General features: G+C 60.1%; 16 protein-coding genes and 1 pseudogene. 6 read left to right on the top strand and 11 right to left on the bottom strand.

Annotation, left to right across the window (positions count from 1 at the left end):
* Positions 1 to 30: 30 nt before the first annotated feature.
* The 4 genes from ACA062_RS31515 to trmB all read left to right on the top strand — a co-directional run bounded on the left by ACA062_RS31515 (position 31) and on the right by trmB (position 2,375).
* Positions 31 to 402: a DUF423 domain-containing protein gene (locus tag ACA062_RS31515; RefSeq protein WP_497454446.1), complete on the top strand. Its 372-nt coding sequence runs from the start codon at positions 31 to 33 to the stop codon at positions 400 to 402.
* A gap of 182 nt (positions 403 to 584) precedes the next feature.
* Entirely contained in the window at positions 585 to 785 is a 201-nt protein-coding gene (gene thiS / locus ACA062_RS31510) for a sulfur carrier protein ThiS (protein WP_007897898.1), read from the top strand.
* A gap of 60 nt (positions 786 to 845) precedes the next feature.
* Complete coding sequence (locus tag ACA062_RS31505) at positions 846 to 1,640, top strand: thiazole synthase (protein ID WP_008068101.1); 795 nt, start codon at positions 846 to 848, stop codon at positions 1,638 to 1,640.
* Between the two features lie 9 nt (positions 1,641 to 1,649).
* Entirely contained in the window at positions 1,650 to 2,375 is a 726-nt protein-coding gene (gene trmB, locus ACA062_RS31500) for a tRNA (guanosine(46)-N7)-methyltransferase TrmB (protein ID WP_149416361.1), read from the top strand.
* Between the two features lie 128 nt (positions 2,376 to 2,503).
* Here trmB and ACA062_RS31495 read toward each other — a convergent pair whose 3' ends face one another.
* From ACA062_RS31495 to ACA062_RS31450, 10 genes and pseudogenes are all read right to left on the bottom strand, one after another.
* Positions 2,504 to 2,827, bottom strand: coding sequence for a DUF3392 domain-containing protein (locus ACA062_RS31495; RefSeq protein ID WP_497454445.1), 324 nt, complete (start codon positions 2,825 to 2,827; stop codon positions 2,504 to 2,506).
* 9 nt (positions 2,828 to 2,836) lie between these two features.
* Positions 2,837 to 3,970: a radical SAM family heme chaperone HemW gene (hemW, locus tag ACA062_RS31490; RefSeq protein WP_497457519.1), complete on the bottom strand. Its 1,134-nt coding sequence runs from the start codon at positions 3,968 to 3,970 to the stop codon at positions 2,837 to 2,839.
* 68 nt (positions 3,971 to 4,038) lie between these two features.
* Positions 4,039 to 4,635 carry an RdgB/HAM1 family non-canonical purine NTP pyrophosphatase gene (gene rdgB, locus ACA062_RS31485; protein ID WP_497454444.1) on the bottom strand — a complete coding sequence of 199 codons (597 nt, stop codon included), beginning with the start codon at positions 4,633 to 4,635 and terminating at the stop codon, positions 4,039 to 4,041.
* On the bottom strand, positions 4,632 to 5,066 hold the full coding sequence (locus tag ACA062_RS31480; RefSeq protein WP_497454443.1) for a DUF4426 domain-containing protein: 435 nt from the start codon (positions 5,064 to 5,066) through the stop codon (positions 4,632 to 4,634). Before ACA062_RS31480 ends, rdgB begins: the two co-directional genes overlap by 4 nt.
* A 26-nt stretch (positions 5,067 to 5,092) precedes the next feature.
* Positions 5,093 to 5,713, bottom strand: a complete 621-nt coding sequence (gene metW / locus ACA062_RS31475; RefSeq protein ID WP_497454442.1) for a methionine biosynthesis protein MetW — start codon at positions 5,711 to 5,713, stop codon at positions 5,093 to 5,095.
* Between the two features lie 7 nt (positions 5,714 to 5,720).
* Positions 5,721 to 6,860, bottom strand: a complete 1,140-nt coding sequence (gene metX / locus ACA062_RS31470; protein ID WP_497454441.1) for a homoserine O-succinyltransferase MetX — start codon at positions 6,858 to 6,860, stop codon at positions 5,721 to 5,723.
* A 198-nt stretch (positions 6,861 to 7,058) separates the two neighbouring features.
* Positions 7,059 to 7,160: pseudogene (locus ACA062_RS31465) on the bottom strand (YggU family protein); the annotation flags it as partial.
* Between the two features lie 4 nt (positions 7,161 to 7,164).
* Positions 7,165 to 7,752, bottom strand: a complete 588-nt coding sequence (locus ACA062_RS31460) for a YggT family protein (protein WP_497454440.1) — start codon at positions 7,750 to 7,752, stop codon at positions 7,165 to 7,167.
* Positions 7,753 to 7,776: 24 nt separating this feature from the next.
* Entirely contained in the window at positions 7,777 to 8,595 is an 819-nt protein-coding gene (gene proC / locus ACA062_RS31455; protein WP_497454439.1) for a pyrroline-5-carboxylate reductase, read from the bottom strand.
* A 35-nt stretch (positions 8,596 to 8,630) separates the two neighbouring features.
* Positions 8,631 to 9,317: a YggS family pyridoxal phosphate-dependent enzyme gene (locus ACA062_RS31450; RefSeq protein WP_497454438.1), complete on the bottom strand. Its 687-nt coding sequence runs from the start codon at positions 9,315 to 9,317 to the stop codon at positions 8,631 to 8,633.
* A 57-nt stretch (positions 9,318 to 9,374) separates the two neighbouring features.
* Here ACA062_RS31450 and ACA062_RS31445 point away from each other — a divergent pair, with 57 nt between their 5' ends.
* Entirely contained in the window at positions 9,375 to 10,409 is a 1,035-nt protein-coding gene (locus ACA062_RS31445) for a type IV pilus twitching motility protein PilT (RefSeq protein WP_128873521.1), read from the top strand.
* Between the two features lie 140 nt (positions 10,410 to 10,549).
* Here the strand turns inward: ACA062_RS31445 and ACA062_RS31440 are convergent, their stop codons facing one another.
* Positions 10,550 to 11,185 (bottom strand): C40 family peptidase, encoded by a 636-nt coding sequence (locus ACA062_RS31440; RefSeq protein WP_497457518.1) that lies wholly within the window; start codon positions 11,183 to 11,185, stop codon positions 10,550 to 10,552.
* 251 nt (positions 11,186 to 11,436) lie between these two features.
* Between ACA062_RS31440 and ACA062_RS31435 the strand changes: the two genes are divergently transcribed.
* The gene (locus tag ACA062_RS31435) at positions 11,437 to 11,868 is read left to right on the top strand and encodes an NINE protein (protein WP_150798559.1); all 432 of its coding nucleotides are present in this window, start codon (positions 11,437 to 11,439) and stop codon (positions 11,866 to 11,868) included.
* Positions 11,869 to 11,914: the final 46 nt, after the last annotated feature.

Below are 11,914 nucleotides of genomic sequence, written 5' to 3'. Positions count from 1 at the left end.
CCTGTGGATCGAGTCTGACTGGAGTTCTTCATGCTGCGTGGCTTTCTAATGCTGGCCGCTTTCTTCGGCTTCACCGGCGTTGCCCTTGGCGCGTTCGCCGCTCACGGCTTGAAAAGCCGTCTGACGCCCGAATACCTGGCGATCTTCCACACCGGCGTCACCTACCAGTTGGTGCACACCCTGGCGCTGTTGGGTGTAGCGCTGCTGGCCACGCAGATCCCCGGTCGCTTGATCGGCTGGGCCGGGGCGTCCTTTGCCATCGGCATCCTGCTGTTTTCCGGTAGCCTGTACCTGTTGACGATGACCGGCATCAGCAAGCTGGGCATCATCACGCCCTTTGGCGGCCTGGCATTCCTGGTTGGCTGGTTCTGTCTGGGCCTTGCCGCCTGGCGGTTGGCCTGACCCCCTGTAGGAGCCGGCTTGCCGGGGAAGGGGCCTTTGAATCTTGTGCAATTCTTTAGGCCGCCTTCGCTGGCAAGCCAGCTCCTACAAAGGCAGGGGCCGATTTCAAGACGAATGGCTTGGGTCGCCAAGACTGATCGGGCTAGAATGCCAGCCCCTAAAAATGATGGCGGCCATTCGGTATGCGCATTCAATTGAACGGCGAATCCCTTGAACTGCCCGACGGTGAAACCGTTGCGGCCCTGCTGACCCGTCTGGAGCTGACCGGGCGCCGGGTGGCGGTCGAACTCAATCTGGATATCGTCCCGCGCAGCCAGCATGCTGAAACCACGCTGAACGACGGCGATTCGGTCGAAGTGGTGCACGCCATCGGCGGCGGCTAGCCGCGCTGCCCGCAAGGGCACAGAATTCTGCAAGAACCTCACCCCTACAGAGGATTTCCCATGAGCATCGTTCGTAGCGACAAGCCCTTCGTCCTGGCCGGTCGTACCTACCAGTCGCGTTTGCTGGTAGGTACCGGCAAGTACCGCGACATGGAAGAAACCCGCCTGGCCATCGAAGCCTCGGGTGCCGAGATCGTCACCTTCGCCGTGCGCCGCACCAACCTCGGCCAGAACCCGGGCGAACCGAACCTGCTTGAAGTCCTGTCGCCGGATCGCTACACCTTCCTGCCGAACACCGCCGGTTGCTTCGACGCGACCGAGGCTGTGCGCACTTGCCGCCTGGCCCGTGAGCTGCTCGGCGGCCACAACCTGGTGAAGCTGGAAGTGCTGGCAGACCAGAAAACCCTGTTCCCCAACGTGATCGAAACCCTCAAGGCCGCCGAAGTGCTGGTCAAGGAAGGTTTCGACGTGATGGTCTACACCAGCGATGACCCGATCATCGCCCGTCAACTGGCGGAAATCGGCGTTATCGCGGTGATGCCGCTGGCCGGCCTGATCGGCACGGGCCTGGGGATCTGCAACCCGTACAACCTGCAGATCATCCTCGAAGAAGCCAAGATTCCCGTACTGGTGGATGCCGGTGTCGGTACCGCCTCCGACGCCACCATCGCCATGGAACTGGGCTGCGAAGCGGTGCTGATGAACTCGGCCATCGCCCATGCCCAGCAGCCGATCATGATGGCTGAAGCCATGAAACACGCGATCGTCGCGGGCCGCCTGGCCTACCTCGCCGGCCGCATGCCGAAAAAACTCTATGCCAGCGCCTCCTCGCCGCTGGATGGTCTGATCAAGTAAGAGCCATTGATGACTGAATCAAACGACACGCCTATCCAGACGGAAGAAGGCGACGAACGCCAACACCGCCGCATCAAGAGTTTCGTGATGCGCGCCGGGCGCATGACCGAAGGCCAGCAACGCGGTCTGGACCAGGGCACGCCGCTGTTCGTGCTGCCGTTGGCCGATGCGCCGGTGGACTTCGATCAGGTGTTCGGCCGTTCGGCGCCGCGCTCGCTGGAAATCGGTTTCGGCATGGGCCATTCGCTGCTGGAAATGGCCGCAGCCTCGCCGGAACAGGATTTCATTGGTGTGGAAGTGCACCGTCCGGGTGTTGGCGCGCTGCTCAATGGCGTGCTGACCCAGGGCCTGACCAATCTGCGGGTCTACGATTGCGATGCGATCGAAGTGCTCAACCGTTGCGTGGCCGACAACAGCCTTGATCGCCTGATGCTGTTTTTCCCGGACCCGTGGCACAAGAGCCGCCACCACAAGCGTCGTATCGTTCAGGCGTCGTTCGCTGAGCTGGTGCGCAGCAAGTTGAAGGTCGGCGGGGTGCTGCACATGGCCACCGACTGGGAACCCTATGCCGAGTACATGCTGGAAGTGATGAATGTCGCGCCGGGTTATCGCAACCTGGCCGAAGACGGCAAGTGCGTCCCGCGCCCGGCCGAGCGCCCGATCACCAAGTTCGAACGCCGCGGCGAACGGCTTGGGCATGGTGTGTGGGACCTGAAGTTCGAGAAACAGTCCTAAACGGTAATACAAAAACCTGTGGGAGCGGGCTTGCCCGCGATAGCGGTCTGACAGTCAACATAGATGTTGAATGTTATGGCCTCATCGCGGGCAAGCCCGCTCCCACAATGTTTTGTATATGCTCAGATTCAGCGGCGGTCTGCGACGACGCCGATCAACACCAGTACCACCAACAACACCGGCGCCAGGCTGTAGTTGTTGAACTGGCCCAGGCCTTTGATGATCCACGGTGTGGCGTAGATCAGCGCCACGCCGCTGCCGACCATGCACACCAGGGCCATCAATGGCACGCGCAAGGCGCCGGCGATGCTGCCCAGGCGTTGATCGACCCAGCCTTTGATATCCGCACCAAACAGCACCAGCAGACAACCCACCAAGGCCAAGGCGATTTCCGAGAGATTGCTGCGACTCCAGCGGGACGCCGTGGCGAGCAGGTCGAGTACCAAATCCATTCGATTTCCTTATGTCAGAAATGTCTGCAACAAGTCGTTGAGAAAAAGTTGGCCGCGCTCGGTGGCCGCCAGACGTGACGGTTCGACCTGCAACAAGCCACTTTGTTCGGCGCCCCGGCGGCTCTCGGCAAGGCTTTCCAGCGTCAGACCGGTGCGTTCTGGGTACAGGCGCGATTCGACGCCTTCGGTCAGGCGCAGGGCGTTCATCAGGAATTCGAACGGCAGCTCTTCATTAGTCAGGGCTTTCTCCCCGGCCTTGAAGCTTTTGGCCGGATTGAGGTAGTCCTTCGGCAGGCGCGTCTTCCAGGTACGCACGATGCGTCCGTCCGGATGGCTGAGCTTGCCGTGGGCGCCGGCGCCGATGCCGATGAAATCGCCGAAACTCCAGTAATTGAGGTTGTGCCGCGCCGCACGCCCGGGTTGGGCATAGGCCGAGACTTCGTATTGCGCATAACCGTGCTCGGCCAGCAGGGCCTGACCGGCTTCCTGGATGTCCCACAAGGTGTCGTCTTCCGGCAGCGTCGGTGGCTGGTTCCAGAACACTGTGTTCGGCTCCAGCGTCAGCTGATACCAGGACAAGTGGGTCGGCTTCAGGGCAATGGCCTGGCGCAGGTCGTCCAGGGCGTCGTCCAGGGACTGATCGGGCAACCCGTGCATCAGGTCCAGGTTGAAGTTGTCGAAGCCCGCCTGACGGGCCATGCCGGCGGCACGCACGGCTTCATCGCCGTTGTGAATCCGTCCCAGGGCCTTGAGTTTTTCTTCCTGAAAGCTCTGGATGCCGATCGACAGGCGATTGATCCCCAGTTTTCGGTAGGCGACGAACTTTTCCTGCTCGAACGTCCCGGGATTGGCTTCCAGGGTGATTTCGATGTCACTGGCAAACGGAATGCGTTGCTCGACGCCTTTAAGCAAGCGGCCCAACGCCTCGGCGCTGAACAGGCTGGGCGTACCGCCACCAAAAAAGATCGAGCTCAGCTCACGGCCGTAGACGGCGTGCAGGTCTTGATCGAGATCGGCCAGCAGCGCGTCCACATACTCTTCTTCCGGCAGCACGGGGCTGGCGGTGTGGGAGTTGAAGTCGCAATAAGGGCATTTGCGCACACACCACGGGATGTGGATGTACAACGCCAAGGGCGGCAGCATTGGCAGCGCAGCCCGTGGCGATTGTGCGGCACCGCCGAAGATCAGCGGTGACGCGGACGAGTCACGGGTCATTTCAAGCCCAAACGCTGGCGCAGCAGATCCATTGCACGGGCGCGGTGGCTGATGAGGTTTTTTTCGCTCGGGCTCAGCTCTGCACTGGAGCAATCGCGCTCCGGCACCCAGAACAGCGGATCGTAACCAAAACCGTGTTCGCCACTGGCTGCAGGCAGGATACGCCCGTGCCACAGGCCTTCGCAGAGAATTGGCAACGGATCTTCGGCATGACGCACCAGCGCCAGCACACAGACGAACTGGGCACCGCGCTCGGCTTCGGGCACGTCTTTCAAGGCGTCGAGCAGTTTGGCGTTGTTCGCCGCATCGCCCAGGCCGTCGGCATAACGTGCCGAATAGATCCCTGGCGCACCGCCGAGGAAATCCACCGCCAGCCCCGAATCGTCGGCCAGCGCCGGCAGGCCGGAGATGCGCGCGGCATTGCGGGCCTTGAGGATAGCGTTTTCGACGAACGACAGGCCGGTTTCTTCAGGCTCGACGCTGCTGAACTCGCCGATCGAGCGCAATTGCACCGACTCGCCGAGCATGGCCTGGAGTTCCTTGAGTTTGCCGGCGTTGTGGCTGGCCAGTACGAGTTGCGTGAAGTTGATCATTCGCCGGGGAAGAGCTCTTGGTTGAAATTGATGGTGTTGGTTTTATCGCCGTTCTTCACGTTGATCTGGAAGGTACGGGTTTCCTGCTGATCGACTGGATATTGCGCGATGTAGTAGACAGCGCCCTGTTCGGTGATCTGTTTGAATTTCAACGAGACGCTTTGGCTGGTGAGGTCTTTGACCGTGCCGTTGACTTCAGCGGTCAGAGGCTTGCCATCCTTGAGTACGGAGACGTTGATCACACCCTGGTTTTTGCTTCGCGTGAGCCCGGCCGCCTTGGCGATGTCCGGTGTCAGGAAGGTGGAGTTGAAGGTGTTGTAGTGCACCGTCACGTCGCCAAATGTTTCCTGACGCTCACCCTTGATGACGTCGGCGGCCATGGCGGTGACGCTCAGGCAGGCAGTGAGTAAAAACAGCGCTAGACGACCCATGTTCGTTCTCCTCGTAGTGTCGCTGTTCAGACCGCGACCTTGTGGTCTTGCAGCCCGGGGCTGCTGACGCGGTAAATACCGATCTCACCTAACAGATTAGGCCATAGCTTACTGGCCCACCCGTGCCGATGCTGTTGATCCACAGCCAGCCGATCAATGACCTTGGCTTCACGTTCGCGGCACAAGGCTTCAAAGTCAGCGAAGGTGCAGAAGTGGATGTTCGGCGTGTTGTACCAGGTGTAGGGCAGAAAGTCGGACACCGGCATCCGGCCCTTGCTCGCCAGGTACCAGCGGCAGCGCCAGTGACCGAAGTTGGGGAACGTGATGATGCATTGACGACCGACGCGCAGCATTTCCTCGAGGATCCTGTCCGGGTAATGCACCGCTTGCAGCGCCTGGGTCATGACCACGACGTCGAAGCTGTTGCTGGCAAAGTTGCCCAGGCCCTTGTCCAGGTCCTGCTCGATGACGTTGATGCCCTTGGCCACGCACTCGGCGATGTTGTCCGGGTCGTTTTCCAGGCCATAGCCGGTGACCTGCTTGTTGTCCCGCAGCCAGGTCAGCAGCTCGCCGTCACCGCAGCCGAGGTCGAGCACGCGGCTGCCGGCGGGGATCCATTCCTGGATGATTTCCAGATCGGCTCTCATGTGTTCCTCAAAGCGATATACGTTTCATGTAGTTGCTGAACGCCTGCAGGTAGCGCGGGATCGGAATCAGGAAGGCGTCATGGCCCTGCGGAGCGTCGATCTCCAGGTAGCAGACGTCTTTCTTGGCCGCCATCAGCGCGTCCACCAATTCCCGCGAGCGGGCCGGGGAGAAGCGCCAGTCGGTGGTGAACGACATCACGCAGAATCTGGCGGTGGCGCCGGCGAAGGTTTTCGCCAGGTCATCGTCGAAGTTCGCTGCCGGATCGAAGTAGTCCAGCGCCTTGGTCATCAGCAGGTACGTGTTGGCGTCGAAACGCCCGGAGAATTCTTCGCCCTGATAACGCAGGTAGCTTTCGACCTGGAACTCGACGCTGTGGAAGTCGTAGTTGAGCTTTTCGCTCTTCAGGCCGCGGCCGAATTTCTCGCCCATGGAGTCGTCGGACAGGTAGGTGATGTGCCCGACCATCCGCGCCAGCATCAACCCGCGCTTGGGGATCACACCTGCTTCCTGGAAGGAGCCGCCGTGAAATTCGGGGTCGGTGAGGATCGCCTGGCGCGCCACTTCATTGAACGCGATGTTCTGTGCCGACAGCTTGGGTGCCGAGGCGATGGCCAGGCAGTGCCGCACGCGGTCCGGATAAGTGATGGTCCACTGCAGCGCCTGCATGCCGCCGAGGCTGCCGCCAATCACGGCGGCCCACTGGCGGATGCCGAGCAGGTCGGACAAGCGCGCCTGGCTGTGCACCCAGTCTTCCACGGTCAGTACCGGGAAGTCGGCACCGAACGGCTTGCCGGTCTCCGGGTTGATGCTGCTCGGGCCGGTGGAGCCGTTGCAGCCGCCGAGGTTGTTCAGGCTGACCACGAAGAATGTGTTGGTGTCGATCGGTTTGCCGGGGCCGATGCAGCTGTCCCACCAACCGGGTTTGCGGTCGTCGGGGCTGTGGAAACCGGCGGCGTGATGGTGGCCGGACAAGGCGTGGCAGATCAGCACGGCGTTGCTCGCCGTGGCGTTCAGCGTGCCGTAGGTCTCGTAAATCAGGTCATAAGCCGGGAGCGAACGGCCGCAGGCCAGGGCCAGGGGTTCGCTGAAGTGCGCCACTCGCGGCGTCACCAGACCAACAGAATCGGGGGGGAAGGCAGCTGGCATCGACCCTGCTCTCGTTGAAATGAGGCGTAAGTCTAAAGACCGGTGGGGTTAGCGGCAAGCAAAGGCCGGGCCTGATTGTTTCATGTCAAATCGAGGCGCGGCCTTCGCGGGCAAGCCTCGCTCCTACAGGGATCGCATAAATCCTGTAGGAGCGAGCGATGCGGCGACCCGACTTGCCCGCGAAGAACGATGACGCGGTCAACCTGCCGGACTCACCAGATCCGGCAAATCCGGCAGCTTCTTCGGCGAACAAATCCGCCCCCGCTTCTGCCGATTCAACTCACCACTGATCAAGCTCACCGGATCAGATCAGCCCGAGCAGCCCGTTGGGCATCAGGGCGAAGTACGCAAGGCGCGGGATCAGCCAGCTTTGCAGCAGCTGGATCACGATAAACGCGAAGATCGGCGAGATATCCAGACCACCCAGGTTCGGAATGATCCGGCGGAACGGAGCGAGTACCGGTTCTGTGATCTGAGCGACCAGTTCAGCGCCCGGATTGTGGCTGCCCGGTGCAACCCAGGACAGGATCACGCTGATGATCATCGCGTAGAAAATAATATTCAAAAACAGCGAGAAGAGCGCGATCAGTGCCCATGGCACCAAAAACAGCCAGTCGACCATGAAGCCTTTGAGCAGCAGGATGACCGCGATCAACAGCATCTGAATGATCAACGCCAGTACCAGCGACGACATGTCCAGCCCGAACATGCTCGGGATCACCCGGCGCAGAGGCTTGAGCAGCGGTTGAGTGGCTTTGACAATGAACTGGCAGAGCGGGTTATAGAAGTTCGCCCTGACCAGTTGCAGGATGAAGCGCATCAGCACAATCAGCAGGTACAGGCTGCCTAGGGTTTTAATGATGAAAATGGCAGCGTCATTGAGTCCGAGCATCTTTGATTCCTTTGTAAGAGCTGATTAGCGACCGAGTTGCTCAGCCAGCTCGGCCGAGCGGTGAGCAGCGGCGCCGAGTGCTTTTTCTACCAGGGCTTCGAACCCCCCGGCCTGGAACGACTTGATCGCAGCTTCCGTGGTGCCCGCAGGCGATGTCACGCGACGACGCAGTTCGGCGGCATCGACGTCACTGGCGACTGCCATGTGCGCGGCGCCCAATGCCGTTTGCAGGGTCAGTTGTGCGGCGATATCCGCTGGCAGGCCGAGCTTTACGCCGGCAGCGGTCATGGCCTCGATCAGCAGGAAGAAGTACGCCGGGCCGCTGCCAGAGACGGCGGTGACTGCGTCCAGTTGCTGCTCTTCGTCCAGCCACAGCGCGATGCCGACGGCGGATAACAGCTCTTGCGCCTGCTGGCGTTGTTCGGCGTTCACTTCGGCCGTTGCGTACAAACCGCTTACGCCCTGACGCAGCAGCGCCGGGGTGTTGGGCATGCAACGCACGATCGGCTGGGCGCCGAGCCAGTTGTTCATGCTGGCGCAGGTGATGCCCGCAGCGATCGACACCACCAGTTGATTCGGTTGCAGGCTTGGGCGGATGGCTTCGCAGACGGCTTTCATCGCCTGGGGTTTGACCGCCAGTACGACGACGTCGGCGCCCTGGATGGCTTCGGCGTTGTCGGCGAAGACTTCGATGCCGTGTTCAGCATTCACTTTGGCGCGGGTTTCAGCGCCTGGATCGCTAGCGCGGATGTGCGCCGTTTCCAGACCTTTGGCGCGCAGGCCGCCGATCAGGCTGGCGGCCATGTTGCCGGCACCGATAAAGGCAATACGAGTCTTGCTCATGTCAGGTCCTTATAGAGAGGGGTGTCAGCCATTGTTCACGGTTGACCGTAGTCGCGGGCGCCGAACAGGGCCGTACCGATACGGACCCAGGTGGCGCCCATGGCGATGGCCGACTCAAGGTCGTGGCTCATACCCATGGAAAGTGTGTCGAGCTGCAGATTGAGACCGGCTTGCAGGCTTTGTACGGCAGCAAAAGCAGCGTCCTGGGCGGCGCGATCTTCAGTCGGCTCGGGAATCGCCATCAACCCGCGCAACTTCAGGCGTGGCAATTGACTGATGGCGTTGGCCAGGGCGGGCAGATCGGCCGGGGTGCAGCCGGATTTACTCGCTTCACCGCTGACATTGACCTGGATGCAGATGTTCAGTGGCGGCAAATCGGCGGGACGTTGTTCGGACAGGCGTTGTGCGATTTTCAAACGATCCACGGAGTGCACCCAGGCGAAGTGCTCGGCGATAGCGCGAGTCTTGTTCGATTGAATGGGGCCGATGAAGTGCCAGATCAAGGGCAGGTCGGCCAATTCGAGCTGTTTGCCCAAGGCCTCCTGCAGGTAGTTTTCGCCAAAGTCGCGGATCCCGGCAGCATGGGCTTCGCGCACCGCTTGCGCGGGCTTGGTTTTGCTCACGGCCAGCAACTGGACGCTGTTTTCGTCACGATGGGCGGCGACAGCCGCGGCGTGGATGCGTGAACTAACCTGAGCGATGTTGTCTGCTATCGTGGACATTCAAAAGGCGCCAGCGGGTCTGAGGGTCGCGGCATTCTACTGGAATTGAGGAACGCTATGGATATCACTGAGCTGCTGGCCTTCAGCGCAAAACAGGGCGCGTCCGACCTGCACCTGTCTGCCGGCCTGCCACCGATGATTCGCGTCGATGGCGATGTGCGGCGCATCAATCTGCCGGCACTGGACGCCAAGCAGGTCCATGAGTTGATCTACGACGTCATGAACGATGTCCAGCGGGTGGAGTTTGAAAAACACCTGGAGGCCGATTTTTCCTTTGAGGTGCCCGGTGTCGCGCGTTTTCGCGTCAACGTGTTCAATCAGAACCGCGGTGCTGGCGCGGTGTTTCGGACCATTCCGTCCAAGGTGCTGAGCATGGAGGACCTGGGGATGGGGGAAGTGTTTCGCAAGATTACAGAATCTTCCCGTGGCCTGGTGCTGGTGACCGGTCCGACCGGCTCCGGCAAGTCCACCACCCTGGCGGCCATGATCGATTACCTGAACAACCATCGCCACCATCACATTCTTACCGTCGAAGACCCGATCGAGTTCGTCCACGAATCGCGCAAATGCCTGATCAACCAGCGCGAAGTCCATCGCGATACCCGCAGCTTCGCCACAGCCCTGCGCTCGGCGCTACGGGAGGATCCGGACGTGATTCTGGTGGGGGAGATGCGCGATCTGGAAACCATCCGCCTCGCGCTGACGGCCGCCGAGACCGGTCACCTGGTGTTTGGCACGCTGCACACCACCTCGGCGGCGAAAACCATCGACAGGATTGTGGATGTGTTTCCGGGGGATGAGAAATCGATGGTGCGTTCGATGCTGTCCGAGTCGCTACTGGCGGTGGTTTCCCAGGCCCTGGTGAAAAAGATCGGTGGCGGGCGAATAGCCGCCCACGAAATCATGCTGGGCACATCGGCGATTCGTAACCTGATCCGCGAAGACAAGGTGGCGCAGATGTACTCGTCGATTCAGACCGGGGGATCAATCGGGATGCAGACCCTGGACATGTGCTTGAAGGATCTGGTGAACAAGGGCTTGATCAGCCGGGAGCATGCGCGGGAGAAAGCGCGGTCACCGGATAGTTTTTGAACGCTTGAACGCTTTAAAGCAAAAGATCGTCCGAACGCGGCCCGAGCCTTCGGCAGCTCCTACATTGGAATGGCGTACATTCTGTAGGAGCTGCCGAAGGCTCGGGCCGCGTTCGGACGATCTTTTGATCTTGCTTCAAATCAACGCTGAACCACCTGTAGGGTGTTCTGCTCTTTCGGCAGTACCCGCTTGGCAACCACGTAGTGTTTTTCCCAATACGGTTTCTTCAGGGTATCGATGCTGACCGATTTGCCACGGCGAGGCGCGTGGATAAAGCGGTCGTTGCCCAGGTAGATGGCAACATGATTGACCCTGCGACTCTTGATGTTGAAGAAAATCAGGTCGCCAGGCTTCAGATCCTTGCGATCGACTTTCTCGCCATGACCGCTGGCCATGGCGTTCGACGTGCGCGGCAGGTCAAACGTGGCGTCGTTGAACGCGTATTTCACCAGGCCACTGCAATCGAAACCTTTGCTTGGGCTGCTGCCGCCCCAACGGTACGGAGTACCGAGCACGTTGACGGCGCGGCTCAGTACATTGCTGCTTTCCTTGCTCGCCATTGGCGGAACCAGGCTGCTCGTGTTCTTGCTGGTCTTGCTGCTGTTCAGGTAAGGGGAACGTGGTCCTGCTTTCTTGTACTTGCTCGAAGGAACAGATACATGGGATTTCGGGGTGTAACCATTAACGTTTGGAAGACGTTGCTCACGGTTGGTGGCGTGGGCGGCCAGGGGCAATAATAGGCAAATGGTTAGCCATGTCTTGAAAAATGGACGCATTAGGCAAGGCTCATATGGGTGAACGCGCAACTTTATAACAGCTTTTTGGTCTTTTTTAAGTCCGTTGGTCGATTCCGCCTGGTCGCAACGGAACCAAATAAGCAAAAAGTTGACGCTGGTTTTGGCAATAAGTCTTTTGCGAACAAGGCTTTGGCGCTGAATGACGTGGCCGGATGCCATGCGTCGGCCACCTGTAAAAAAGTCACAAAGATTTAAAGAATATTTATCTATCGTGTGAATCGAGGTCCTCCATGAACACCTATCAACACCCCGTTCCGCATCAGGACACCCACAGCAAAGTGATCGGCTACCTGCTCTGGATTCTCGGTTTTACCGGGGCTCACCGCTTCTATTACGGCAAGCCGGTGACCGGGACGATCTGGTTCTTCACTTTCGGTTTGCTGGGTATCGGCTGGCTGATCGATCTGTTTCTGATCCCGGCCATGGACCGTGAAGCGGACTTGCGCTTTACCGCCGGGCCTATCGAATACAACGTCGCCTGGATTCTGCTGACGTTTCTTGGGGTATTCGGCGTGCACCGGATGTATCAGGGGAAATGGATCAGCGGGTTGCTGTACCTGGTGACGGGCGGGTTGTTCTTTCTGGGGGTGCTGTATGACTTCTGGACGCTGAATGATCAGGTGTCGATTCGCAACGCGCAGAACAGAGGCGCCTTCCAGTAAGCGATCGCGGGCAAGCCCGCTCCCACAGGATTGGTTTTGTCCGCAA

It is taken from the genome of Pseudomonas sp. LBUM1679 (genome assembly GCF_059695565.1).
This window is presented reverse-complemented; position numbering and strand designations above follow the sequence as displayed.